General features: G+C 66.0%; 18 protein-coding genes. 13 read left to right on the forward strand and 5 right to left on the reverse strand.

Translation table 11 applies throughout. From position 1 onward, the window contains the following. Positions 1 to 163 precede the first annotated feature (163 nt). Entirely contained in the window at positions 164 to 2,935 is a 2,772-nt protein-coding gene (locus L0C21_RS13135) for a DUF5695 domain-containing protein (RefSeq protein ID WP_259278900.1), read from the reverse strand. A 309-nt stretch (positions 2,936 to 3,244) separates the two neighbouring features. Here L0C21_RS13135 and lldD point away from each other — a divergent pair, with 309 nt between their 5' ends. The 6 genes from lldD (at position 3,245) to L0C21_RS13165 (ending at position 9,731) form a co-directional block, all read left to right on the forward strand. After that, positions 3,245 to 4,402 (forward strand): FMN-dependent L-lactate dehydrogenase LldD, encoded by a 1,158-nt coding sequence (gene lldD / locus L0C21_RS13140; protein ID WP_259278901.1) that lies wholly within the window; start codon positions 3,245 to 3,247, stop codon positions 4,400 to 4,402. After that, positions 4,399 to 5,622 carry a rhamnogalacturonan acetylesterase gene (locus L0C21_RS13145; RefSeq protein ID WP_259278902.1) on the forward strand — a complete coding sequence of 408 codons (1,224 nt, stop codon included), beginning with the start codon at positions 4,399 to 4,401 and terminating at the stop codon, positions 5,620 to 5,622. The genes lldD and L0C21_RS13145 overlap by 4 nt, the downstream gene beginning before the upstream one ends. A 1-nt stretch (position 5,623) precedes the next feature. After that, a complete protein-coding gene (locus L0C21_RS13150) occupies positions 5,624 to 6,580 on the forward strand; it encodes an alpha/beta hydrolase (RefSeq protein WP_259278903.1) in 957 nt (318 codons plus the stop codon). Between the two features lie 90 nt (positions 6,581 to 6,670). Further along, positions 6,671 to 6,985 (forward strand): L-rhamnose mutarotase, encoded by a 315-nt coding sequence (locus tag L0C21_RS13155; RefSeq protein WP_259278904.1) that lies wholly within the window; start codon positions 6,671 to 6,673, stop codon positions 6,983 to 6,985. Positions 6,986 to 6,995: 10 nt separating this feature from the next. Continuing rightward, entirely contained in the window at positions 6,996 to 8,102 is a 1,107-nt protein-coding gene (bglB, locus tag L0C21_RS13160; RefSeq protein ID WP_259278905.1) for a beta-galactosidase BglB, read from the forward strand. 63 nt (positions 8,103 to 8,165) lie between these two features. Next, positions 8,166 to 9,731, forward strand: a complete 1,566-nt coding sequence (locus tag L0C21_RS13165) for an MFS transporter (protein WP_259278906.1) — start codon at positions 8,166 to 8,168, stop codon at positions 9,729 to 9,731. Between the two features lie 195 nt (positions 9,732 to 9,926). On the opposite strand, the gene L0C21_RS13170 is transcribed toward L0C21_RS13165, so the two are convergent. Both L0C21_RS13170 and L0C21_RS16925 read right to left on the reverse strand, forming a co-directional pair. Beyond that, positions 9,927 to 12,296, reverse strand: coding sequence for an exo-rhamnogalacturonan lyase family protein (locus L0C21_RS13170; RefSeq protein ID WP_374940265.1), 2,370 nt, complete (start codon positions 12,294 to 12,296; stop codon positions 9,927 to 9,929). Between the two features lie 23 nt (positions 12,297 to 12,319). Next, complete coding sequence (locus tag L0C21_RS16925) at positions 12,320 to 12,715, reverse strand: RIFT barrel domain-containing protein (protein WP_374940266.1); 396 nt, start codon at positions 12,713 to 12,715, stop codon at positions 12,320 to 12,322. Positions 12,716 to 12,833: 118 nt separating this feature from the next. On the opposite strand from L0C21_RS16925, the gene L0C21_RS13175 reads away from it, so the two are divergent. Beyond that, positions 12,834 to 13,223, forward strand: a complete 390-nt coding sequence (locus L0C21_RS13175) for a DUF6491 family protein (RefSeq protein ID WP_259278907.1) — start codon at positions 12,834 to 12,836, stop codon at positions 13,221 to 13,223. 31 nt (positions 13,224 to 13,254) lie between these two features. Here the strand turns inward: L0C21_RS13175 and L0C21_RS13180 are convergent, their stop codons facing one another. Continuing rightward, a complete protein-coding gene (locus tag L0C21_RS13180) occupies positions 13,255 to 15,201 on the reverse strand; it encodes a rhamnogalacturonan lyase (protein ID WP_310593391.1) in 1,947 nt (648 codons plus the stop codon). Positions 15,202 to 15,470: 269 nt separating this feature from the next. Here L0C21_RS13180 and L0C21_RS13185 point away from each other — a divergent pair, with 269 nt between their 5' ends. Both L0C21_RS13185 and L0C21_RS13190 read left to right on the forward strand, forming a co-directional pair. Next, positions 15,471 to 15,965, forward strand: coding sequence for a TonB-dependent receptor plug domain-containing protein (locus L0C21_RS13185; RefSeq protein WP_259278908.1), 495 nt, complete (start codon positions 15,471 to 15,473; stop codon positions 15,963 to 15,965). Positions 15,966 to 15,970: 5 nt separating this feature from the next. Beyond that, a complete protein-coding gene (locus tag L0C21_RS13190) occupies positions 15,971 to 18,541 on the forward strand; it encodes a TonB-dependent receptor (protein WP_259279512.1) in 2,571 nt (856 codons plus the stop codon). Positions 18,542 to 18,665: 124 nt separating this feature from the next. Here the strand turns inward: L0C21_RS13190 and L0C21_RS13195 are convergent, their stop codons facing one another. Continuing rightward, positions 18,666 to 19,397: a DUF6250 domain-containing protein gene (locus tag L0C21_RS13195; RefSeq protein WP_259278909.1), complete on the reverse strand. Its 732-nt coding sequence runs from the start codon at positions 19,395 to 19,397 to the stop codon at positions 18,666 to 18,668. A 62-nt stretch (positions 19,398 to 19,459) separates the two neighbouring features. Between L0C21_RS13195 and L0C21_RS13200 the strand changes: the two genes are divergently transcribed. The 4 genes from L0C21_RS13200 (at position 19,460) to L0C21_RS13215 (ending at position 24,818) form a co-directional block, all read left to right on the forward strand. Beyond that, positions 19,460 to 20,248 (forward strand): rhamnogalacturonan acetylesterase, encoded by a 789-nt coding sequence (locus tag L0C21_RS13200; RefSeq protein WP_259278910.1) that lies wholly within the window; start codon positions 19,460 to 19,462, stop codon positions 20,246 to 20,248. After that, the gene (locus L0C21_RS13205) at positions 20,239 to 21,687 is read left to right on the forward strand and encodes a rhamnogalacturonidase (RefSeq protein ID WP_259278911.1); all 1,449 of its coding nucleotides are present in this window, start codon (positions 20,239 to 20,241) and stop codon (positions 21,685 to 21,687) included. Before L0C21_RS13200 ends, L0C21_RS13205 begins: the two co-directional genes overlap by 10 nt. 106 nt (positions 21,688 to 21,793) lie before the next feature. Next, complete coding sequence (locus tag L0C21_RS13210; RefSeq protein WP_259278912.1) at positions 21,794 to 24,415, forward strand: beta-galactosidase; 2,622 nt, start codon at positions 21,794 to 21,796, stop codon at positions 24,413 to 24,415. After that, on the forward strand, positions 24,342 to 24,818 hold the full coding sequence (locus L0C21_RS13215; protein ID WP_259278913.1) for a beta galactosidase jelly roll domain-containing protein: 477 nt from the start codon (positions 24,342 to 24,344) through the stop codon (positions 24,816 to 24,818). The genes L0C21_RS13210 and L0C21_RS13215 overlap by 74 nt, the downstream gene beginning before the upstream one ends. The last annotated feature ends 3 nt before the right edge of the window (positions 24,819 to 24,821 follow it).

The following is a 24,821-nucleotide window of genomic DNA, read 5'->3' on the forward strand; positions in this document are numbered from 1 at the left end:
AAGCCCAGGCGGCTGAGGAAAATCCTTGAATAGTCTGAGTTATTTAGCCGAGCCTGGATCGCAGTGGCGCGGGCCTGCGGCATCGGGCCGGAGTTCGCCCGCCAGGTCAAGCCAGCTCATTAGAACCAGCCGACCCGGCGGGACGCCGAACTCGATCCCAGGGTTATTGAGCCTGAGTCGGCTGAGTCGGGCTCAGCTCCACCACCGTCACCGCCGTGGACAGGTCGAACACATAGCTGCCGCGCGTCCGCACCGTCTCAAGTGTCGGCTGGTAGGCGGGCTTGCCCGCAACCGTGGTCTCCACGTTCAGATAGGCCTTGGGCGTGTAGCGATCGGCCTTGGCGAGGTAAACGCGCACCCGCCCGCTGGCGGTATCATACTCCGCCCGTTCGAACTGGCCCGCATCCAGCGTCAGCCACAGGCCCGCCGGCGCGATGTAGATGCGCTTGCGGAAGGCATCCTTCGGCTCGATGCGGACGGTATCTCCGCTTTTCTCCACAATGCCGCCGAAGCCGACGTAACCGAAGGTGGCGTCATTCACCAGGTAGGCGGCGGTGGCGTAGGCATGGCCGAAGAAGCTCATGCCGTAGTCGCCGGTGTAGGCATCGAACCGCATCATGTCCGGGTTCGAGTGGAAGGCGGCCGAGCCGAATCCTTCCTGGTTGATGTTGGTGATGGAGCCGAGCAGACCGCCATAGGCGACGCGCAACAGGTAAGTGTCCTTCGGATCGCGCCGGTAGGCGTCGAACAACGGCACGGCGTTGAGGGCCGAGCCATAGTGATGGATCTGGCGCTCGATCCGCCGGGTCTTGCCTGCGTAGAGGAAGTCCCAGTAGCGCCGGGCGTTGCCGTTATAGCCCCAGTGCGGAACAGTCGGGTCATAGCCGAGGATGACCTCGCGGGTCTGCTCCGCCTTGTCGTCATGGCCGAAGTAGCGCATCCACGCATAGACCTCCGGCTGGCCGGTCGAATCCCACGGCATCTCGCTGCCGAAGGGGTAGGCGTCCTCCGCCCAATGCTGGGCCCGGCCGCGCATCACCGCTTCCAGCGCCCGGGCTTCGGCGTGCAGCCCTTCGCGCTTCAGGTCGTTCAGAATATCGACGAAGACATCGCCTTCCATCTGCCCGAACTTTGAATAATGCGGATCGAGCCGGACCATGGCGATGGCCGTCTCATAGGCGCGGTTCAGATACCAGCGCCAGTCGTGCGCCTTGACCAGACCTTCCTGATAGCGGCCCAGCCGGTAGAGCACCCAGTGCGCGGCGGCCACGTGAACATAGTTGAACGACCGGGCGAAGGACGCGGCATGATCCCGGTCCCACGAGGACCAGGTGCTCCAGTCGATGGCGCTGTCGTAGGCAAAGGTCGGCACGCCCTTGGGGTCGTAGAAGAACAGGCTCTTGCGTACGCCGAAGGCTTCCGGCCCCTCGTTGGCCTGCAGCTTGCCGTCCAGCGTCTCCGTGACGAAGCGCTCGAACTTGCCGACTTCGGCCTCGTTCGGCTCGCCCAGCTGCTTCATGATGGCGGCCAGCCACGCGCCCGCGCCGCCCTCGTCGCTGAGGCCGGCAATCCACACGCGCGGATCCTGACGGACAACCGAGCGGGCCTCGTTGTCGTAGCTCATGATCGACGGCCCGCGCTTGAACGGATCGCTCGGATCATCGAACCACTGCTGGGTGGTGAGGAACCGGCCCATGTCGGCCACCGCCTCGGCAGCCGGCTTGGTGACGAAATAGTGCACCGTCTGCACCTGGCCGTCGGCGTAGGCGATCTCGAGGCGCGCCCGCCCCCAGGTCTTGCCTTCCACCTTGTAGCGGGCCCAACCGTTGACCGAGCCATCCTTCGACACCTTCAGCGCGCGGGACGGATAGGCGGTGATGGAGCGCACGCGCTTCGAGGTTTTCAGGAACAGGTCAGCCGGCAGATCCATCGGCACCACGTAGCCCGGAATGCCGATGGCGACCGGGCGATCGTTGGCGACGAGCGTTTCCTCGATGGCGCGGATGGACGGCGACAGCGCGAAGCGCACGCCAATCTCACGCGTCTCGCCGGGGGCGAGCTTCAGCACGCTTGGCTCATTCCACTGCTCCGCGCCGGACCATTCCTTCTCGGCAAAGCCGCGGCTTGTCACCATCCAGTCGTAGAAGCCCTCGAAGGTCTGGCCGCGCTTGGTGCCGTCGTTGAACAGCTTCGTGCGCCCGCTCTCGTCCTTCTCGTCCAGAATGGGCTTGTAGGCCTCGAACGGCGTGCCCGCCTCCGGCAGCACCAGAAGCGCCGGACCCTTGCCGTTGAGGCGGGTGACCTGAAGATAGCCGCCGTCCAGCCCGATGTAGGGGTCGGCAAAGCTGGCCTGTTCGTGCGCCTCTTCAAGAGAGCGGCCGCTGAGAATATTATCGAACACCATCGGCAGGCCAAGCCCGCCGATCTCGACAGCGCGCTTAGCGCGGTTGGTGAGGCGGAAGCGCAGGGCCAGCTGGCCGTTTTCCACCACCCAGCGCCGCTCGACCTTAAGCGGCAGGTCCGCAGGCAAGGCCGCCGACACATCGCTCGCCGCCAGCACCGGGCCGGTTGCCGCCAGCGGCGTCACGGGAAGACGTTTATAAGCCGTCGCGTAATCGCGCCACTCGGTCTCACCGGCCAATCGCAGCCTGAGGTCGATATCGCCCAGATGATAGAAACCATCGCCCTGCCGCTCCTTCTGGCGGTGCGAGGGCGCGAAATCGAAGCCGCCCGCACCCTTTGGCGCAAGGGAGACGAGAGTTTGCGATGCCCGGTCGAGAACAACCGTGAAATCCCGCGTTTCCAGCTGAATCTGGCTGACTGTCGCCTCGACCTGCGTCGCGGCGAGAACGGGCGAGCAGGGCATTGCCACCCCTGCGGCCAGCATGACCAGCGCGGCCGCAACGCCGCCGCGTACCCAGTTCGTGCGCTTCATGATTTCCCCTGTCTTCAAGCTCTTGCGCTGTTCACATGTATATATTGTCTGAGTGTATACAGTATCGCATTTCGGTCAAGCTGACCGGCTTCCGGGCAAGCGCTGCAGCACATGCCCAATTTCCCAATATATGAGATATCATCCGAACATATGAAATGACCCTTGCCATGCGTCGATATTTTGTATGACTATACGATCAGGGGAGAAGACCATGATCGCATCAAGCCTGCAGCCGCGCCAACATTTCCAAAACTCACGCTGCCTGATTGCGGCATCCAGCATTTCCGCCTTCGCGCAGGGGCGACGCGCATGAAGGCGGCATCGGTTATCGATTATCGCGAACTGGCCCGCGCCCGTTTGCCGAAATTCCTGTTCGAATATATTGATGGCGGCTCCTACGCCGAGGTGACGCTGCGGCGAAACATCACGGATCTGGAGGCCGTCGCCCTGCGCCAGCGCGTGCTGCGCGATGTCTCGAAAATCGATCTCACGACCACCCTCTTCGGCCAGAATTTTTCCATGCCGGTGGCGCTCGCCCCCATCGGCCTGGCGGGCATGAACGCCCGGCGCGGCGAGCGGCAGGCCGTGCGCGCGGCGGAGAAGGCGGGCATCCCCTTCATTCTCTCCACCGTCTCCGCCTGCCCGCTGGCGGAAGTCGCGAAAGCCGCCGCGAAGCCTTTCTGGTTCCAGCTCTACATGATCCGCGATCGCGGCTTCATGAAGGATCTGCTGGCCGAGGCCGCCGCGATCGGCTGCCCCACCCTCGTCTTCACCGTGGACATGCCGGTGCCGGGCTCGCGCTACCGGGATTACCGCTCCGGCCTTGCGGGCGCGCCCGGCCTCATGGGCTCTCTCCGCCGCATGGGGCAGGCGATCCTGCACCCGCGCTGGGCATGGGATGTGGGCATTTGCGGCCGCCCCCATGCGCTCGGCAACGTCGCCCCCGTGCTCGGCAAGAACACCGGCCTTGAGGATTTCTTCGCGTGGATGCGGAATAATTTTGAGCCCAACGTGGGCTGGCACGACATCGAGTGGATCCGCTCCCAGTGGAAGGGCTCCATCGTCATCAAGGGCATCCTCGACAGGCAAGACGCCCGGCTGGCGCTGGAAGCGGGGGCGGACGGCATCGTCGTCTCCAACCACGGCGGCCGCCAGCTGGACGGCACGTTATCGAGCGCGCGGGCGCTGCCGCCGATCGCCGATGAAGTGGGCGGGCGCATGACCATTCTTGCCGATGGCGGCATCCGCTCCGGGCTGGATGTGGTGCGGATGCTGGCGCTGGGCGCAAACGGCGTCATGCTCGGCCGGGCCTGGGCCTACGCGCTGGCGGCGGGCGGCGAGAAGGCGATCACCCACATGCTGGGCCTGATGCGGGCGGAGATGAACGTCGCCATGGCGCTGACCGGCACCACCCGCATCGCGGAGATCAACCCAAGCATCATCCATGAAATCCGGGGGGCTGCATGAGGCGGCTGGCCGGGCTCGCGCTGATGTTTATCGCCGCCTCCGCCGTTATGCTCGCCCCCACATCTGCTTGCGCCCGCGAGAACGCGCGGCATTTCACGCTGGGGGCGGACAGGCGCGCCTACAACGACGCGCGCGGCCACGGCTGGGAAGATGCCAACCGGTTCTCGGTCAAAGTACCGGAGGGCAATTACCGCGTCACCCTTGCCTTCGGCGGCGCGGAGGCGTCGGACACCACGGTCAAGGCCGAAGGCCGCCGGTTGATGGTTGAGAGCCTCCACACCGGCAAGGGCGAAACCGCGACGCGCAGCTTCATCGTCAACGTGCGGACGCCCGCGCTGGGTGCGCCGCCCGAAAATGCGCCGGGCGGCGCGGCCGTGCGGCTCAAGCCCCGCGAGATCGGCAGCCCCACGTGGGACGACCGGCTGACGCTGGAATTTTTAGGCAGCGCCCCGCGAGTGACCGCCATCGCCATCGAGCCCATTGATGTGCCGACGGTATATCTCCTCGGCGATTCCACCGTTACCGACCAGACCGCCGAGCCCGCCGCCAGTTGGGGGCAGATGCTCCCCCGGTTTTTCGCGCCGACGATCGCCGTCGCCAACCATGCGGAATCCGGCGAGACGCTGAAATCCTTCCTCGCGGAGTTGCGGCTCGACAAGGCGCTCTCCCGCATGAAGCCGGGGGACTGGGTGCTCATCCAGTTCGGCCACAACGACCAGAAGGCGCAGTGGCCGCAAACCTATGCGGAGGCCGAAACCACCTACCGCGCCTATTTGCGTGCTTACATCGCCGAGGTGCGGCGGCGGGGCGCAACGCCCCTTCTCGTCACCTCGCCCGAGCGGCGAAATTTTGACAGCCGGGGCAAAATCACGCCCAGCCATGGCCGCTACCCGGACGCGGTGCGGGCGGTGGCACACGAAGAAAGGGTCGGCCTCATCGACCTCACCCCCATGACCATCGCCTTTTACGAAGTACTGGGGCCGCAGCGTGCACCCCTTGCCTTCAACGACGACGGCCGCGACCGCACCCACCACAACAACTACGGCGCTTACGAGCTGGCGCGGATGGTGGCCTCCCGGCTTTTCGAGGCCGACCCGAAACTGGCCCGGCACCTGCTGCCCGAGGCGCGGGACTATGACCCCGCCAACCCTTCGCCGCCCGAAGCCTTCCGCCTGCCCGCAAGCACGGCCCGCAGCGCCCGCCGCCCGGATGGAGACTGACATGCTGAACCGCCGCGCCTTTCTTCATGGAAGCCTCGCCATCGGCGTCGCCGCCCCCGCGCTGGCGCGGGAAGCCTCCGAACCCGTCCATGCGACCCTCGACCTCTGGCCCGGCCGCCCGCCAGGCGGCGAGCGCGTCACCGTCACCCAGCGCGCCGTGCGCCGCAGGCCGGATTCCCCGCCCGATGACCTTGCCTTTTACGGCATCACCCGGCCGACGCTGACACTGGTGCGCCCCGCCAGCCCCAATGGCATGGCGCTGCTGCTGGTGCCGGGCGGCGGTTACGAGCGGATCGCCACCGCGCCGGACGGCGGCCCCATCGCCCATCACTTCGCCGAACGCGGCTTCCTCGTCGGCACGCTCCTCTATCGCCTGCCCTACGACGGCTGGGCCGCAGGCCCCGCCGCGCCGTTGCAGGACGCCCAGCGCGCCTTCCGCCTGCTGGCGCGGGAGGCGGGGCCGCAGGCGAAGGTGGGCGTCATCGGCTTTTCGGCGGGCGGGCATCTGGCAGGCATGCTTGCCAGCAGATTCTCCGAGCAAACCTACGCGCGGGTCGATAGCGAGGACGACCGCCCCGCCCGCCCTGCCTTTGCCGGGCTGTTCTTCCCGGTCGTCACCATGGCGGACCCCCACGCCCACGGCCCCTCGCGCCGCAACCTGATCGGCCGCAACCCGGATGCGGCGCTGATCCGCCGCTGGTCGCTGGAGGAGACTATTCCGGCCGACATGCCGCCCACGTTCGTCTCCGCCGCGGCGGACGACCGGGTGGTGCCGGTCGAGAACAGCCTGATGCTGTTCGCGGCGCTGCGGCGGCAAGGCGTGCGCGGGGCCGTGCATATTTTCGATGAAGGCGGCCACGGCTTCGGCAAGCTGACGGATGTGAGCGGCCCGGGGCGCTACTGGCCCCAGCTGTTCCTCGACTGGCTGGGCCGACAGACGCTTATGAATCCCATATAACGGGATACTGTTTCACTTTATGGCTTCTCAAGCGTCCCAGTGTGGGGCATAACATTCAAAAAAAGAAGCGAGTATGGGGAGGAAATCGCGATGGACACCCACGCCTTCCGGATGCAGCTGAAGCCCGGCGTTGCCGAGGAATACAAGCGCCGCCACGACGCGATCTGGCCCGAGCTCGCCGCCCTCCTGCGCGAGGCGGGCATTTACGACTATTCGATTTTTCTAGACCCCGATACAGGCGCCCTGTTCGCCACGCTGAAGCTGCGGCCCGAAAACAGCCGAGACACCCTGCCCGCGCACCCGGTGATGCGGCGCTGGTGGGATTACATGGCCGACCTCATGGAGGTCGAGCCCGACAACAAACCGCGTGAATGGCCGCTCACGCCCATGTTCCATTTGCCTTGAGGAGAGTTTCGTGGCCGCGACAACGCATTCGATTCCGCGCGCAACGGTGACCGACGCCATCCAGCGCCTGATGACCAACCTCGTCAACATCAAGGACGAGACCGGCGAATTCCTGCTGCGGCTGGATGACGGCCGGGTGATCGATACCAAGGGCTGGAACGACTGGGAGTGGACCCACGGCATCGGCCTTTTCGGCATGCTGCGCTACTGGCAGCAATCGGGCGACGAGCGCGCATACCGAATTATGATGGACTGGTTCCGCGACCGCTTCGCGGCGGGCACGCCCACCAAGAACATCAACACCGTCTCGCCGTTTTTAACGCTCGCCTATCTCTACGAGCACAATCGGGACCAGACCTACCTGCCCTATCTCGACACCTGGGCCGAGTGGGTGATGGACGGCCTGCCGCGCACCGAGGAAAACGGCTTCCAGCACATCGTCTACAACAGCGAAAATCATCAGCAGCTGTGGGACGACACGCTGATGATGAGCGTGTTGCCGCTGGCGAAAATCGGCCTGCTGCTGGGCCGCCCGCACTACATTGAGGAGGCCAAGCGCCAGTTCCTCATCCACACCAAGTACCTGTTCGACCGCAAGACCGGCCTGTGGTTCCACGGCTGGACCTTCGACGGCCGCCACAATTTCGCCGAGGCGCTGTGGGCGCGCGGCAACTGCTGGGTCACCATCGCGATCCCCGAGATCATCGAGATGCTGGACCTCCAGCCCGGCGACGCCTTCCGCGAATTCCTGCTCGACGTGCTCCGCAACCAGGTGAAGACGCTGGCCGAAACGCAGGACGAAAGCGGCCTGTGGCACACCCTCATCATGGACAAGACCAGCTATCTGGAGGCCTCCGCCACCGCCGGCTTTGCCTACGGCATCCTCAAGTCCGTGCGGAAGCGCTACATTGACGCGCGCTTCGAGGCCGTCGGCCTCAAGGCGATCGAGGCCGTCCTCGCCAACATCGGCGAGGATGGCGAGCTTCGGCAGGTCTCCTTTGGCACCGCCATGGGGGACACGCTCCAGTTCTACAAGGACATCAAGCTGACCTCCATGCCCTACGGCCAGTCGCTGGCCATTCTCGCCCTGGCGGAGTTCATGCGAACCTACATCTAACCGGGAAAATTCGCCGCCGAGCGTCCGCCAAGAGACGCCGGCGGCACGGGGAGGAATATCACCATGGCCATTTTCGGCGCCTTCGCTCCGACAGGGAGCAGGCCTGTCCGCTGGTACAACTACGCCGCCTACGGGTCGAACGACATTCTGGGCGCCGGATCGATGGCGGTCATCAGCGGCTGGGTGCTGTTCTTCTACACCACCTTCTGCGGGCTGGAAGCCTGGCAGGCGGGCCTCATCTTCACCGTGGCGCGGGTGCTGGATGCCATCGCCTCCCCGGTCATCGGCCACATCTCCGACAACATGGGCCAGACGGCGCTCGGCCGCCGCTTCGGCCGCCGCCGATTTTTTATCTTAGCGGCCATTCCGCTGCTGCCGTCGTTCGCCATCATGTGGGTGTCGGGTCAGAGCTTCTGGTACTACCTCGCCACCTACGTGCTGTTCGAGCTGGTCTACGCCATGGAGATCATCCCCTACGAGACGCTCGCCGCCGAAATGGGGAAGGACTACAGGACCAAGGCCAAGTTCGCGGGCATCCGCATCCTGTTCGCGCAGGCCTCCGCCATTCTCGCCGGGTACCTGCCCGCCATGCTCATTGAATCGCTGGGCAAGGAAAGCGCCGACACCTTCCTTTACATGGGCATCCTGTTCTCCGCCCTGTTCGTCGTCACCGCCGCGCTCCTGTTCCTGTTCAGCTGGGAGCGCCCGCTGGCGGAAGTGGCCGCGCTCAAGTCCGGCGAGGCAAAACCCAGCCTCGGGGCCGCCTTCGGCGCGCTTTACCACAACCTGTTTTCCACCTTCCGCATCCGCGCCTTCCGGCTGCACCTCGGCATGTACCTCGGCGGCTACATCAGTCAGGACGTGTTCAACGCCGCCTTCACCTTTTTCGTCGTCTTCGCGCTGGCGGGCTCCATCACCGTTGCCTCCACGCTTCTCGGCACCATGTACATCGTCCAGTTCGTGGCGGTGATGATCGCCATCAACCTCGCGCTTAAAACTTCTCCCGCCTTCGCCTATCGCCTCGCCGCCGCCAGCTTTGCCATCGGCGTCATCACGCTGCTCGCCATGTGGGGCGCAGGCGTGCGCTCGGGCGATCTGCTGCTGTGGGTGCCGATTGCGCTGGCTGGCCTGGGGCGCGGCGCGCTCAACTACATCCCCTGGGCCACCTACAATTACATGGCGGATGTGGATGAAATCGTCACCGGCCGCCGCCGCGAGGGGGCCTTTGCGGGCGTGATGACGTTCGTGCGCAAGCTGACGCAGGCCGTTGCCGTTGCTGGCGTCGGCGCGCTGATGAGCCTTGGCGGCTTCCAGAAGGACGCGGCCGTCCAGCCGCCCGAGGCCATAACCACCATCGCGCTGGTGCTCGGCATCGGCACGGTCGGGATGCTGATCTTCGGCGTGCTCGTCTCCCTGCGCTTCCGGCTCGACCCGCGCACCCACGCCGTGCTGATGGAAGAGATCGACCGGTTCAAGAACACCCCGAACGCCCCCGCCTCCGCCGAGGCCCGCGCCATCGTCGAAGATCTCTCGGGCTGGCCGCACGAGCAGCTGTGGGGCCGCAACCCGGTGGCCAAGGCCGGTGCCGCCCGCGAAACATCGGCGCAAGGCGGCATGGCGCAGGCGTAGGATTTTAGCCAAGGGGATCGCGGACCCCCTTGGCGATCCCCCATTCGTTTTTAACGGGCCGCGCGCGGGAGGCCGGGTGCGGCCCTTTTCTTATGCCGGAAATTATGGGGACGCACGTGTCGCGCCTGTTGGCGCAAGCTGCCCGAAACAAAAGAAAGGGGGTGCAGGGGGTCCGAGACCCCCTGCAAACAATCCCTACTCAGACACCCCCGCATACACCTCGTCCACCATGTCCCCCACGAGCGCGAGGTTCTGGATGGCAGCCAAGCCCCACTGGGCGGTGGCGTTGGTGGAGACGCGCGGTGCTTCATCGACCGGTTTCAGCACGTCCGGCCCGGTGATTTTGCGGCGGCGGGCGGAAATGCCCATGCCGAGTCCGGCTTCGCCGGAGAAGAATTCCTGCCACGCGCGGCGGGCGAGCGCCTTATCGCCGCGCCGGTTTGCCGCGAAGGCGGTGAGGCGGGAGTGGCCTTCCTTGAGATTGTGGCCGCGGGCCGGTGCGCCGGTCATAGCCGTGAACGCAGCGGGCTGCGCGTTGTAAGCGGTGCAGTAATCGAGCCAGGCGTTTTCATATTCCGGCACGTCGAGAAGCTGGAACAGTTCCGCGTGCACCTCGACCGCGCCGAACACCGCGTTGAGGTGGCTGACACTCACCTTGTCGCCGGGGCCGGTGAAGCGGCCGGTTTCAAGATTGAAGATCGCGCCGCCCGCGAACCACTGCTTGGGCAGGGCGGCGATGGAGGTCATGCCCGCAAGGAGGCGGTCGCGCCAGCGGGTATCGCCGGTGCGCTCCCATTCGGTGAGCCAGGCGGAGGCCAGCGAGCACCAGCTTGTGCCGAACTGGAGGAAGATGTGTCCTTCGGGCAGCGGCGTGCTCGCCTTGACGTGGCTCGCCCCGCCCGGCGGCATGGAGGCCCCGCGCCGCGCGCCCACCTTGCGGCCGATATCCACGTGGACGAGGGTGCGATCGCTGTCCAGCAGCTCGCGCATCAGGTCGCCCACCCGCTCGTCGGCGGTGAGGTAATAGTAGATGCGCCGGTAGATGGCGGTGGAGACGCGCGGCTGCTTGGAGCTGTCGCCCCAGTGCTGCACCGCATGGCGCGTGCCGAGCCCCCGGAAGCGGCCGATGTGGTAGACGTCCACCTCGCCGGTGTGGCGCGTCATCGCCTCGGCCATGCGGAACACGTGTGGCTCACCCGAGCGCAGGAAGCTGTACCACAGCCACAGGTCCGGCGAGAGCTCGCTGTTGTCCCACGCAAAGCCGCCGATGTCGTAGCGCCACACGTGGCGGTCGGCATCGTAGGTGTGCATGATGTCGCCGTAGTTCCAGAAGCCGTACCAGCGGCGCTGCTCGATCTGCCCCCGGTAGAAGTCGAGCAGGTAATCGTTCTGCTCCTCGATGGCGCGGCGGGCGGGCGTCGTGCGGTCCGGCAGGCTCCACGGGCCGAACACGCCTGCCGCATGGAGGCGCGCCGGGGTCGGCACCAGCCGGGGCGGGCGGGCGACGAACCGGCACATCTCGGCGAAGCGCTCGCGCGTTGGCGTTGCGGGCAGCGCCCAGAGCGTGAATTCCGTGGTGCGGGCGATGCCGTAGGGCGTGCCCCAGCCGCGCTCATAATCCTCGTAGGTGATGTCCAGCCCTTCGTTCTCGGCGACGTGGTCGTTCATGCCCATGCCGTCGTGATAGAAGCGCATGTCCATCGCCGGGCCGTCCGGCGAATAATACCAGAGGGTAAACCCGGCCGCATCGGTGTGGGCATCGCGGATATCGAGCCGCACCGGGAAGCGCTGCCAGAAATCCGCCATGCCGAAGGCAACGCCCCCGGCCGCGCCGCCCACGTAGCCGAGACCGTTGGCGCGGCCTCCTGCATCCGCCTCGATCCAGCCGTGCCCCGGCTTGGTGCGCTTGGTAAGGGTGAACCCGTCCGGCGTGAGCTGAGACAGGGAGAAATCTCCCCATTGCGGAATATAGGGCAGGCCCCGGCGGACGGCCTCCGCCATTTCATCAACGGGCGGCACCTTGCGGCCTGCCACCTGCGCCTGGCGGAACGCCGCGCCGGGGTCGCGGCGCAGGCCGGTCAAGGACTGCACCGCCTCCGCCCACACGCCATCGTCGCTGCCCGCGAAGCGCACATGCCGGTCATAGGGCAGGTCGCTCATCGGCACGCGGCCCGAAAGACCGAGGCCGGTGATGAAATCCTTGTGCTCGTCGCCATCGAAGATGAAGCTGTGGACGATCCGCACCGCTTCCGATCCGGCGTAGAAATAAAGCCGCAGGGAGAAGGGGAGCCACGCGCGCTCCGCCCCGCGATGCCGCCCTTCCACCTTCACAACGGCACGCACCGGGCCGCTCTGCTCGATAACGGCGTTCGTCACCTCGCTCACATAGCGGCGGCGGGTGATGGTCTCTTGCGCCTCGCTCCTCGTTATCTCGATCTCCGGCCGGTCCTGCGCGGTGGCCACCAGCTTTACGTCGCGCAGCGTCTCGCGGCCCTTGTTGCTGGCGGAAAGAATGATGCTTTCGCCCGACGTGGCGATGCGCCAGCACAAGTTGCCGCTTCGCACTTCAATGCCGGAGCCCTGCTCCTTTACCGTAACGGGAGCGGCGGGCGCGCCCCCTGCCCCTCCATCACGCGCAGCGCAGCGCTTGCACCCGCCCCTGCGGGGATCGCATGGGCGGTCCATTTGATCGAGCCGTCCGGCCAGGTGGCGGTGGTCCACGTCTGCACCGGCACGTCGCGCCCCGCCGCGTCCTTCAGCGCGAAGCGGGCGCGGGGCTTTTTGGTGCCGCGCGGCCAGGGCACGCCCCAGGTTTGCCCTTCGTGCAGGGCGGGCGGCGCGTCATCAAGCCAGCGGATATCCGCGTCTTTCGGCGCGGGCGGCGCCGCGCTGTCGGTTTGCGCCAGCGCGGGTGCGCCAACGGTGCTGATCGCCGTGCCGGCCAGCGCCGCCCGGACGATGAAATCGCGCCTGCTGATGGTCACGTGCCGCGTCCTCCCCCTTGACTTCGCGTTGAGTCATCATGACATGTGGGATTACGTTTCACAATATGCGATAATACATCCCTATTCGGCGGGGCGCCCGGCAGCTTATATTGGAGGCATGATGAGGACGCAGACCATCGTCACCACGCTTGTGGCCGCCCTTGCCGCCGCATCCTGCACGACGCCGCGAGACGTGGCGATCGGCGAGGAAGCGACCATACCTTTCCCCGAAACCGGCATCCGCAGCTGGCACGCGGAGGACGACCGCTCGCTCTGGGTGCTCGATAACCGGGACCGCTGGTATCGGGTTGAGCTGATGCAGCCCTGTATCGGCCTGCCCTTTGCCTATGCGCTTGGGTTCGATACCCGCACGCCGGGGCGGTTCGATCGCTTCTCGGCCATTCTCTATGATGGCCAGCGCTGCCAGGTGAGCAGTATCAAACGCAGCGCACCCCCGCCCACCAAAGAGGAACGCCGCAAGGCGCAGGAGCCCGCGCCGGAGGAATAAACCCGGCCCGCGAGCCCCCACCCCCTCGCCCCTACCGCCGGGGCTGCATGCCGGTGCCGAGGAAATAGCCGGTGTGCGGCGGCTGGTTGTAGGCAACGTTCTGCCAGGCGACCGCCAGCCGGTAGACCGGGTCCTGCATCAGCGCAGGAATACTGTGCTCGCTTGGGTAGGGCGTTACATAGATCCGCATGGATTTATTGTCCGCCGCGCGCCAGATCACCTCCTCGCGCCAGTCGCCGAGGATATCCGCGCTCAGCATGGGGTTGGCCTTGGTGCCGTTATCGGAAGCGACGCCCTCCGGCGCGAGCAGCGGCACGCTTTCCTGCCGCTCGTAGTCCCATTTGAAAATACGCGTGCCGTCCAGCAGTTCGCGCGACAGGTCGCCGTCCCACCACACCGCGAAATTGATCTGCTTTGGCCGCTTGCCGATCACATTGCCGCGCACGTCATAAAGGTCAGGCGTGTTGATCGACCATGCTTCTGCGCCCGGATAACGCGGGTCGATATCGGCAGCCAGGCCACGTCCGGTATCCTTCTGCGCCTTGGTGGACCAGAGCACCGCCCCGGTTCGGGCGTCGAGCATGGCCGAGCCGATGCCACCGTTGGCGCGAACGTTCTCGTGCACGCCCCATTTTTCGAGGCCGGGCCGGGCGGGGTCGAGGTCGGACAGATGCATGGCATCGCCATGGTAAAGCCCGGCGCTCCACAGGCCCTTGCCATCATCATCCACCGTCATCGAACCGTAGATGATCTCGTCGCGCCCGTCGCCATCCACATCAGCAACGCTCAGCTGGTGGTTGCCTTGCCCGCTGAATTTCTCGTTGCCGGGCGTGGCGGAGTCGTACAGCCAGCGCTCCGTCAGCTTGCCATCGCGGAAATCCCACGCCGCCAGCGTCGAGCGGGTATAGTAGCCGCGCGCCATGATGATGCTGGGCCGCGTGCCGTCCAGATAGGCCACCCCGGCGAGGAAGCGGTCGGACCGATTGGCGTAGCCGTCGCCCCACACCGCCTTCAGCTGCTCGGCCGTCGGTGCATCGGTTTGCGGATGACGGGGCAGCACGTAAGGCGCAGTGGCGAGCGTGCGGCCCGTGAGCCCGTCGAAGACGGTCAGATATTCCGGCCCTTTCAGAATGCGCCCCGTCAGCGGCGCCACCCGGTGCCCATCCGGCGTTTGCTCTGCGCCGGTGCGATCAGGGCTCGGCACCTGCCCGTCGTGCTCGCGCCAGTCGGCCTTGGCGTCGCCGATTATCTTGCCCGCGCCGTCCACCGTGCCATCCGCCGTCTTGGCGACGAACTCGGCCCGGCCGTCGCCATCGAAATCGTAAACCAGAAACTGGGTGTAGTGCGCGCCCGAGCGGATGTTCTTTCCCATATCGATTCGCCACAGCCGCTTGCCCTCCAGCGTGTAGGCATCGAACAGGGTGTTGCCGCTGTAGCCGGCAAAGGCATTGTCCTTGGCGATGGTGGGATACCATTTGACAATGATCTCGTAGCGGCCGTCGCCATCCAGATCACCGACGCTCGCGTCGTTCGCCTCATAGCTGTAGGGCGTACCATCCGGCGCGATGCCGCCCGGCGGCTGGTCGAGCGGAATCGAAAGGTAGCCGGCTCCCAACACCCGCGCCGGGGCGCTGGCCGCCTGCTCCTGTCCGCCCGCAACCGCGCGCACGGTATAACGCGACTCGGCGCTGCCAGCCGCATCGACGAAATTGGTAGCGGCAATCGGCGCGGCGGTAACCTTGCGGCCATCGCGGTAGACATGAAATGCGGTGCCGGGCGCATCGGTTGCGAGCAGCCGCCAGTTCACCAGAATGCCGCCGCCCGCCGCCGGGGCCGCAATGACGCCGCGATCCAGCCGCTCCGCCTGCCGCCCGTCGATCACCGGCGCAGGCTCGGCCGCCGCCAGCGCCGCATCCGCGAACATAAATGCCGCAAGGCAACCTCCGGCCGCACCGATCAATGCCCTGTGCTTATGCATAGCCATCTCCCCCTCTGTGTCCCTGTTTGCTTTTCGCGCCCGCCGAACTCCCGCCCGGCCCCCGGCCCAATGCACGTTTTGGCGAATAGTCAGACAATTGTGCTCTTAATGCAACATAAAATCCCATATATTGGACTTTAGTCCCACATATTACTTGGCTGCAAGCAAAATGCGGTTTAACGTGACGGAAAAGTGGAGCCGGCCTGGCTGAGAATTCCACGCAACGCTGAGGGCACCGGCAGAACCGGTGCAAAATGGGGAGGCTAAAAGTGACCAATTCACGCGTTGGGCGCGCACGCGCGCTTTTCACCACCAGTTGGTTTGTTATCGGTATCGTTGCGGTTCCATTTGCTGGTTCGGCTTTCGCCCAGAGCGCGAGCAATGACCAATCCACCACCCAGCAGCAGGCCGAGGGCGCGATGACGACGGCCCAGCTCAGCCACGGCAACGCGGACGATATTGTTGTCATTGGCACCCGCGCCAGCCTTCAGAGCGCGATTGCGCGCAAGAAGAATGCCGGCACGGTGGTGGACTCGATCGTCGCGGAAGATATTTCGCAGTTTCCCGACAAGAACATCGGCGAGGCGCTGCAGCGCATCACCGGCGTGCAGCTGACGCGCGATTTCGGCGAGGGCACGCAGGTGAGCATTCGCGGCGTGGAGCCGGACCTGAACCGCGTGGAAATCAACGGCGTCACGCTGCTCGGCCAGGGGGCGCGGGCCAGCGCGGCGCGGACTTCCGCGAGCTGGCGTCCGAGCTTGTAAAGTCCATCGACGTGTTCAAGGGCTTCACCGCTGACATGACCGAAGGCGGCATCGGCGGCACGGTGAGCATCGAAACCCGCAAACCGCTGGAGCTGAAGGAGCCGCTGCTGGCCGTCACCGCATCGGGCCAGTATCTTGAGACGACCAAGACCTTCAAGCCGCGCGGCAACATCACCGCCGGCAAGAAATTCTTCAATGACAGGCTCGGCGTTCTCGTCAACTTCACCTACGACAAGAACGACACGCGCGGCGACTTCCTGCGGAATACGGAGTGGACGCGCTTTTTCGGCAACGCCGATCAGACGGATCTGAACAACGACAACGTCAAGATCACGCCCAACGCCAATTTCGACAACATCAGCACGCCCGAGCAGTGCGACGCGGTGCCGACGGATGGGCTGGATGGCGCAACCCGCTCCGACTGCTGGGCGCAGTTTGCCGAATACGTGCCGCGCATTCCCCGCTACGGCCAGTGGATTCGCAATGACGAGCGCATCTCGGGCATCGCCACCATCCAGTATGCCGTGACCGACGATTTCGACGTTTATGTCGAGTACCAGCGCAACGAGCGCAACAACCACCTGACCGACTATAACTACTCGGTCGATGTGACCGCCGCGTCGCGCATCGACACGTCCGGCAATTGCGCCACCTGCACGTTCGACGACGACGGCAACCTGATCGGCTTCAACACCGCGCCGACGGCACCGGGCGCGACGACAGGTGCGGGCTCGATCTTCAGCACCAGCAAGCGCGATTTCGCCTACAAGCAGAAGTCCGAGTACAAGACGCTGGGCTTCAACTGGAACAAGGATACGTTCCGCATTACCGGCTTCGGCATCAAGTCGAAGGGCACCACGCGCAGCGACAGTCAGAACATGATTCTGAACGCGTCGATTCCGGGCATCCGCGTCGATCTCGACCCGACGAGCGGCACGCCGACGTTCACCTTCCCGGAAGGCGCAGACCCGCAGGATACCAATACCTACCTCAACCCGACGGTTGCGGTTCCCGGCGCGCCGGTGGTTGCGGCCTACCAGTATCGCCCTGAAGAAATCGATGTCAGCGAGGATCAGTACAAGCTCGACGGTGACTTCGAGGTGGGCAACGGCTTCCTCAGGATGATCGAGGTCGGCGCCCAGTACCGCAAGTCCACCTCCACCGCCTATCGCGGCGGCACCAACTTCGTGAACGAAAATGGTGATTTCGTGCCGACGCCGAACATCACCGCCAACGTCTCGCTCGGCCCCACCAACACAGACCTCGCCTTCCCGCCGGGCGGCCCGCAGGCGACCAGCCTTACCTGGACGCGCGAGAAGTTCGCGGATTTCCTCTCGCAGGCGACGGAGATGACGCCTGGCCACTTCTTCCCCGTCGGCGGCGGGGAAGGCGCGCCGGACAGCTGGCTTGCGCCGAACTACAACAACTTCGGCGACTACTTCGACACACAATACATCAACCACGACCGCGTGCGCGAGGTGAATGGCATTCCCCAGACCCCGGCCCACAATGTGCGGGAGAACATCTGGGCGGGCTACATGAAGGGCAACTTCGAGTTCGATGCCTTCGGCCTGCCGGTCACCGGCAACGTGGGCGTGCGCTATGTCCGCACCAAGGACGTCGCCACCGGCTCCTTCACCCGGCGCGAGCTGCGCCCCGGCACGACGCCCGGCACCACCACCACGGTTACCGTCTATGCGGGCACCGTGAGCATGGAAAATACCTATGAGGACTGGCTGCCCAGCTTCAACGCCTCGATCGGCCTGGTGCCCGACGTGCTGATCGCGCGGGTAGGCGCGGCCAAGGTGATGGCGCGCCCGCGCCCGACCGACCTTGTGCCCAACGCCAACTGCGTGTTCGACGAGGCGGGCGGAACCCTGCCCAACACCTGCACGGCCGGCAATCCGGAGCTGAAGCCTTACCGCGCCAACCAGTATGACATTAACCTGTCGTGGTATCCCAACCGCGACACGCTGGTCAGCGCCGCGGTGTTCTACAAGGACATCAAGAGCTTCATCATCCCGAACGTCACCACCTTCAACGTGGACCTGTTCGGCGACGGCGAGCTGTTCGACGTGCGCCAGCCGGTCAACGGCAAGGGCGCGCGGATCACCGGCCTCGAGCTGTCGGCGCAGACCGCCTTCACCTTCCTGCCCGCGCCGTTCGACGGCTTCGGCATCCAGGTGAACTACACCTACAGCAAGGCGGACAACGTCGGCCTGTTCAGCCAGTTGACCGGGGAGGAGCTGGATTTCCCCGGCCTCTCCAAGCACAGCTACAACATCATTGGTTATTATGACCGGGATTGGCTGAACGTTCGCGTCGCCTGGAACGCGCGCAGCAAATATCTGCGCTCACCGGCGGAGCGCTCGGGCAACCCGGTTTATGCTGATGGCACCGGCTACCTGGATGCCAAGGCGACCTTCCGCATTCCCAACTTCTATGGCGCTTCGCTGTTCATCGAAGGCAAGAACCTGACGAAGGAGACGGAACGGATGACCTCGGGCAGCATCCGCATGACCGAATACAGCTATTCCGGCCGCCGCTTCTTCATTGGCGCATCATTCAAGCTCTGAACCCCTGAGACGGGCATCATCCTCCGCCCGGATTGAGCCTCAGGCCCGCCGCGCAAGCGGCGGGCCGTTTTTTTATCCGAAAGACGTTTGCTGGCCTGGAGCGTGGCTGTAGGCGGACGGACGATCAGCCCGGCAGGCGATAAACCCGGAAATTCCGCACGCGCAGGTGGCTTTTCGTGGTGCGGAGCCCGAAGTGGCCGCAAGTGTAGGGCGCGGGGTCGTTGAGCCGGAACATGGGCGTGCCGTCGCGCAGCAGTTCGATCCGGTTGCCGTCGGCAACGAGGCGGATGCGATACCAGCGGTTGGGCGCGATCATATGCTCGGGCGCGGAGAGATCGTGCTGCGGCAGCAGCGGGCGGTCGTCGCGGCGGCCCACATAGCGGCGGAAGCGCGAGGTGGTGTTGCGATTGCCGCCGATGCCTGCATAGTAGGTGCGAAGCTCGTCATAGCCTGCGAACGCGCCGCTGCGCCGGATGGCCAGCACGTCGCCCCCGGACGCGCGGGTGTCGGTCGCCATCCAGAAGCAGTTGATGTCGCTCACCGCGTCGTTCGGCCCGCCTTCGCTGACAGCCATCACCTCATAGTCGATGGCGACCGGGCTTGCAAGCGCATGGCGGAACCACAGGGTAACGCCCGCCGGGCTGTCGATATCGAGCACGCCGCCTTCGGCGCGGAAGCGCCCGCCGCGCTCCGCCTCGATCACCCATTGGCCGAGGCCGCCGGTAAAATCGTCGCGGTGGAGCAGCGTTTCCGAAGACGGCCCGGCAAGGCTGAGGCCGCTTGGTAGAAGCGTGGCCGCAAGACCGCCCAGCACCGATCGGCGGCTGAGCGCAAGGCTGTGCACAATTTCCCACATATTGATGTTTAATCCCATATGTGTGACGATGAGGCAAATATAAATTCGGGGGAGAAAAATCGATGCCGCGCCCTGCTTTCGCAGCCCTGCTGCTGGCCGTGCTGGCCGCCGCGCCCGCACAGGCCGCCACCATCCACATCGCCGGGGATTCGACCGCCGCCACCTATGAGGCACGGCGCTACCCGCAAACCGGCTGGGGCCAGATGCTGCACTGCGCGCTCGATGACACCGTCACCGTTCGCAACCACGCGCGCGGCGGTCGCAGCACCCGCACCTTCATCAACGAAGGCAGGCTCGACCGGATCGCCGAGGAAATCAAGCCCGGCGACACGCTCCTTATCCAGTTCGGCCACAATGACGCCAATACGGTGAAGATCGAGCGCTACGCGGACCCCATGGGCGCTTACCGCTCCAACCTCGCGCGCATGATCGCGGTGGCGCGCTCGGCCGGGGCGCAGCCGGTGCTCATCACGCCGGTCATCCGCCGCAACTGGAAGGATGGCCGCGTGCAGGCGGATTTCACGCCGTGGTCCAATGCCGCCCGCCAGCTGGCGCGGGAGCTGAACGTGCCGCTCATCGATCTTGAACAGGATTCCCGCAAATGGGTAGAAGCGGCCGGCGAGGAAGGCTCGAAGCGCTATTTCCTCCACTACACCGCCGCCGACGCTGTTCCGGCCTTCCCCAAGGGCATCGACGACGACACCCACTTCAGCGAAATCGGCGCGCGCGGCATCGCCGAAATCGTGGCGCGGGACCTGAAGGCGCTGGGCCTGCCGGTCTCGCAGCACATCCTCGCCGACCGGCCGGACCTTGCGCGCACCACGCCGCTCGGCCGGGCCGAATGCCATTGAGCGCGAAGCCGCGCCTGTTCGACGTGCGCGCCTTTGGGGCGGCGGGAGACGGCCGGACGCTCGACACGCAGGCCGTCAACCGCGCCATCCGGGCGGCGGCCGAGCACGGCGGCGGCACGGTAGTCTTCCCGCCCGGCGGCTACCTGTGTTTCTCCATCCGCCTTGCCGGCGGCGTCACCCTGCGGCTTGAGGACGGGGCGGTGATCGAGGCCGCCGATCCCGCCCGCCACCCCGGCCGCTACGACCTGCCCGAGCCCGGCGTGGGCGAATTTTATCAGGACTTCGGGCACAGCCACTGGCGCAACAGTCTCATCTGGGGGGATGGGCTGCACGATATCGCCATCCTCGGCCCGGGGCGGATCGAAGGGCTGGGCCTCACCCGCGATGGCCCCGGCGCGCGCTGGCGGAAAAAGACGGGCGAGCGGCCCCTGTCCATGGAAGGCATGAGCGCGGACGAAATCCGCGCGCTCGAACCCCTGCCCGAGCACATGAACGGCCTCGGCAACAAGGCGATCGCGCTGAAGAACTGCCGCAACGTCGTCCTGCGCGACCTCACCCTCTATAAGGGCGGCCATTTCGCCGTTCTGGCGACCGGCGTCGATGGCCTCGTCATCGAAAATCTCGCCATCGACACGGACCGGGATGGCATCGACCTCGATTGCGTCCGCAACGCCCGCGTCGCCCACTGCCGGGTCAACACTCCCAACGACGACGCCATCGTGCTCAAAACCTCGCTTGCGCTGGGCCGGCCCATGGCGACGGAGAACATCATCATCGAGCACTGCACCGTTTCGGGCTATGACATCGGCACCATGCTCGACGGCACGCTGGGCCGCACCCAGCAGCTTGCGCCCGACCGCGATCCCGTCACCGGGCGCATCAAGCTGGGCACGGAATCGAACGGCGCGTTCCGCAACATCGTCATCCGCCATTGCCGCTTCGAGCGCTCGCGCGGGCTGGCGCTTGAGGTGGTGGACGGCGGCGTCATCGAGGATGTCGTCGCCCATCACCTTTCGATGCAGGACGTGACCACCGCGCCGCTGTTCCTGCGCCTCGGCGACCGCCGACGCGGGCCGGAGGGCACGGGCATCGGGTCGATGCGACGCGTTTCCATCAGCGACATCGAGGCAACCGGCATCGACCCCCGCTATGCCGCCACCATCGCCGGGCTGCCGGGGCACGAGATCGAGGACGTGAGCCTCCAAAACATCCGCCTCGTCTATCGCGGCGGCGGCACGGCGGCGGATGCCGCCCGCACGCCCCCGCTGCTGGCGGACGCCTACCCCGAGCCCAGCATGTTCGGAACCACGCCCGCCTGGGGCCTGTGGGTGCGCCACGCCAGAGGCGTTTTGCTTGAAAATGTGCGGCTTGAAACGGCAACCCCCGATGCCCGCCCGGCCATCGTGCGGGAAGCAGCGGAGGTGATCGACAAAGGTTGACCTTGGTCGCCGTTTATCTCACATTATGATTTATCGTCTCACATATTCAACGTGAGCAAAAACGGATGCCGACGGAAAGATCGGCGCGACAGGGGGAGGGAAAGCGATGGTCCGCCAGGGCTTGAAGAAGGACCTGCTGAAGGCGCTGTGCGGCGCGGCGATTGCCGCGCTCATCCCCGTAACGCCCACCCTGTCCCAGACAACTCCCTCCGTCGCAACCGCGAAGCGGGACTTCGGCCGCATTTCCTTCGACAGGCATTCCCTCATTCTCGACGGCAAGCCGACCGTCATCTGGTCTTCCGAATTTCACTATTACCGCCTGCCGAGCCCCGGCCTGTGGCGCGACATTCTGCAAAAGATGAAGGCCAGCGGCTTCAACACCGTCGCCCTCTATTTCTCGTGGGGCTACCACTCGCCTGCCCCCGGCGTTTACGATTTCAGCGGCGTGCGGGACGTGGACCTGCTGTTGCGTATGGCTGCCGAGGAAGGGCTTTACGTCATCACGCGCGCCGGGCCTTACGTGAATGCGGAGCTCTCCCGCGGCGGCTTTCCCGGCTGGCTGGTGAAGCAGCGCGCCCGCGCCCGCACGGACGATCCCGAATATCTGGCCGCGGTCGACGAGTGGCTGACGCGCATCAACAAGATCATCGCCAGGCACCAGTACAGCGATGGCGGCGGCACGGTCATTCTGCACCAGATCGAAAACGAGCTGCTGCTCACCAACCCGGAGCAGCAGCGCTACATGCAGCACCTTTACGACCGGGCGCGGGCAGACGGCATCACCGTGCCCATCTTCCACAACGATATCGGCCGCAACGGCCGCTGGGTCCCGGCGAGCAGCCCGGTCGAGGGCACCATCAAGGGGCCGACCGACATGTACGCCTTCGACGGCTACCCCGGCGGCTCCTGCGATGTTTTCGCCAAGCCCACCAAGGGCAGCCCCGCGCCCGACTGGGGCCTCTACGGCACGGGCGGCGCGAAGGGCGGCTCCAGCGCCTCGCCGCATACGCCGGGGTTCGCTGCGGAATTCGGCGGCGGCTGGTTCGATTACTGGGGCAGCAACGGCACCTACCCCTGCACCGCCATCCATCGCGGCAAGCGCTACCAGCGCGTGTTCTACGGCACCAACCTTGCCAACGGCATCACCATCCAGAGCTTCTACATGGGCTTCGGCGGCACCTCGTGGGGCTGGCAGCCCGCGCCGGTCGTCTACACCAGCTATGACTACGGCGCGGCCATCGATGAAGCTCGCAACCTGCGCCCCAAGGCGCTGGAGCTGAAGCAGCTCGGCCAGTTCGTGCAGAGCTTCCAGAGCCTCGCCCGCATGGACAAGGGGCCGGAGGTGAAGGCTTCGTCCGACAAGGTCCGCGTCTACCACAACGTCAACCGGGAGACCGGCGCGCACCTGCTGTTCGTCGCGCATAACCCCTCGAACGCGCGCACCAGCGACGCCTTCACCATGGACGTTGAAACCCGCGACGGGCGCTACCGCATTCCGCAGGCGGGCACGCTTGCGCTGAACGGCTATGACGCCAAGCTGCTCGTCGCCAGCCACGACATCGGCGCGCACCGGCTGGTCTATTCCACCTCGGAATTGCAGACCCAGCTGAAGACCACCAAGGGCGATCTCGCCCTGCTCTACGGGCGCAAGGGGGAAGACGGCGAGACCGTGCTGCGCTTCCGCCAGCCGCCGCGCGTCGAGGTGCTGGAGGGCAGCGTCGAGCAGAATTTCAATGCCTCCACCGGCGACCTGCGCCTCAATTACCGACACAACGGCCTCATTCGCCTGCGCATCAGCGGCGAGGGCAAGCCGCCCCTCCTCCTGCTCATCGGCGAGGAGGACGTGGCGAGCGCCTTCTGGCGGCAGGAGACGCCCTCTGGCGCGGTGCTGGCGCGCGGGCCCGCGCTCGTCCGCAAGGCGGGGCTGAAAAACGGCCGCCTCGCGCTGACGGGGGACACCACCACCGCCCAGCGGCTGGAGGTCTGGGGGCCGAAATTCGGCACCATCAGCTGGAACGGCAGCACCGTGGCGGGCGCCGAGACCCCGAACGGCAGCTGGCTCTCCCGCGAGGCCCTGCCCGCCGCCCAGCCCGTGAAATTGCCGGAGCTCGCCCAATGGCGCGTCGCCAGGGGCGCACCCGAGGCCGACCCGGATTTCGACGACAGCCGGTGGCAGCCCATCGACAACCGCCGCACCGCCGCGACGGTCGCCCCGCCGACCGGCCAGCCCGCCATGGACATGTCCGCCTACGGCTTTCACAGCGGCGACGTGTGGTATCGCGGGCGCTTCGAGGGCGGCCCGGCCGCGCGGAAAATCGCGCTCCACTATGGCGGCGGCGGCAGCGGCATGCTGCAACTGTGGCTGGACGGCCGCTTCATCGGCCAGCACGAGCTGCCCGCGGGCATGGCCCGCCCGCTCACCCACGGCATCGCCGAGTTCACCCCTGCCGCCCGAGGCGCAAAAACCCGGCGAGCACGTGCTCTCCGTCTTGGTGCGCAACAACGGCCACAACTGGGATCTGGAGGCGGACGACGCCCACAAGGAGCCGCGCGGGCTGATCTCCGTCTCGCTCTCGGAGCAAAGCGGCCCCACCTTCGCCGTGCCGATCCGCTGGCGCATTCAGGGCACGTGCGGCGGCGAGGCGATCGCCGACATGGCGCGCGGCCCGATGAACAACGGCGGCCTTTATGGCGAGCGCAGCGGCTGGCACCTGCCCGGCTTCAGTGACGACGCGTGGCAAAAAACCACCCTGCCCGCCGCCAAGGCCGAACCCGGCGTCACCTGGTATCGCACGGAGTTCACGCTCGATGTGCCCAAGGGCCACGACGCCTCCCTCGGCATCGCCATCGGCGATGCGAACACGCCGCGCTCGCCCGTCTCCTACCGCGCGCTGATTTTCGTCAACGGCTGGAACATGGGCCAGTTCATCGCCCACGTGGGGCCGCAGCGGGTGTTCGTGGTGCCCAGCGGCATCCTCAACCCCAACGGCCGCAACACCGTGGCCATCGCGGTGACGAGCGACGGCGCGCCCGGCAATGCACTGGAGGCGGTGAAGCTCGTCAACCTTGGCACCGTGCGCGGCGGCGTGCCGGTTCCGCTCGTCAACGCACCCGCCGCCTTGGCAGACTGAGGA

The sequence above is a fragment of the Pedomonas mirosovicensis genome (assembly GCF_022569295.1).
In the GTDB taxonomy this organism is placed as follows: Bacteria; Pseudomonadota; Alphaproteobacteria; order Sphingomonadales; family Sphingomonadaceae; genus Pedomonas; species Pedomonas mirosovicensis.

What these genes read in the sequence shown, in the direction of transcription:
- L0C21_RS13135 (WP_259278900.1), bottom strand. Translation starts at nt 2,935, where the DNA reads ATGAAGCGCACGAACTGGGTACGCGGCGGCGTTGCGGCCGCGCTGGTC.
- lldD (WP_259278901.1), top strand. Translation starts at nt 3,245, where the DNA reads ATGAAGGCGGCATCGGTTATCGATTATCGCGAACTGGCCCGCGCCCGT.
- L0C21_RS13145 (WP_259278902.1), top strand. Translation starts at nt 4,399, where the DNA reads ATGAGGCGGCTGGCCGGGCTCGCGCTGATGTTTATCGCCGCCTCCGCC.
- L0C21_RS13150 (WP_259278903.1), top strand. Translation starts at nt 5,624, where the DNA reads ATGCTGAACCGCCGCGCCTTTCTTCATGGAAGCCTCGCCATCGGCGTC.
- L0C21_RS13155 (WP_259278904.1), top strand. Translation starts at nt 6,671, where the DNA reads ATGGACACCCACGCCTTCCGGATGCAGCTGAAGCCCGGCGTTGCCGAG.
- L0C21_RS13165 (WP_259278906.1), top strand. Translation starts at nt 8,166, where the DNA reads ATGGCCATTTTCGGCGCCTTCGCTCCGACAGGGAGCAGGCCTGTCCGC.
- L0C21_RS13175 (WP_259278907.1), top strand. Translation starts at nt 12,834, where the DNA reads ATGATGAGGACGCAGACCATCGTCACCACGCTTGTGGCCGCCCTTGCC.
- L0C21_RS13180 (WP_310593391.1), bottom strand. Translation starts at nt 15,201, where the DNA reads ATGCATAAGCACAGGGCATTGATCGGTGCGGCCGGAGGTTGCCTTGCG.
- L0C21_RS13195 (WP_259278909.1), bottom strand. Translation starts at nt 19,397, where the DNA reads ATGTGGGAAATTGTGCACAGCCTTGCGCTCAGCCGCCGATCGGTGCTG.
- L0C21_RS13200 (WP_259278910.1), top strand. Translation starts at nt 19,460, where the DNA reads ATGCCGCGCCCTGCTTTCGCAGCCCTGCTGCTGGCCGTGCTGGCCGCC.
- L0C21_RS13205 (WP_259278911.1), top strand. Translation starts at nt 20,239, where the DNA reads ATGCCATTGAGCGCGAAGCCGCGCCTGTTCGACGTGCGCGCCTTTGGG.
- L0C21_RS13210 (WP_259278912.1), top strand. Translation starts at nt 21,794, where the DNA reads ATGGTCCGCCAGGGCTTGAAGAAGGACCTGCTGAAGGCGCTGTGCGGC.
- L0C21_RS13215 (WP_259278913.1), top strand. Translation starts at nt 24,342, where the DNA reads ATGGCGCGCGGCCCGATGAACAACGGCGGCCTTTATGGCGAGCGCAGC.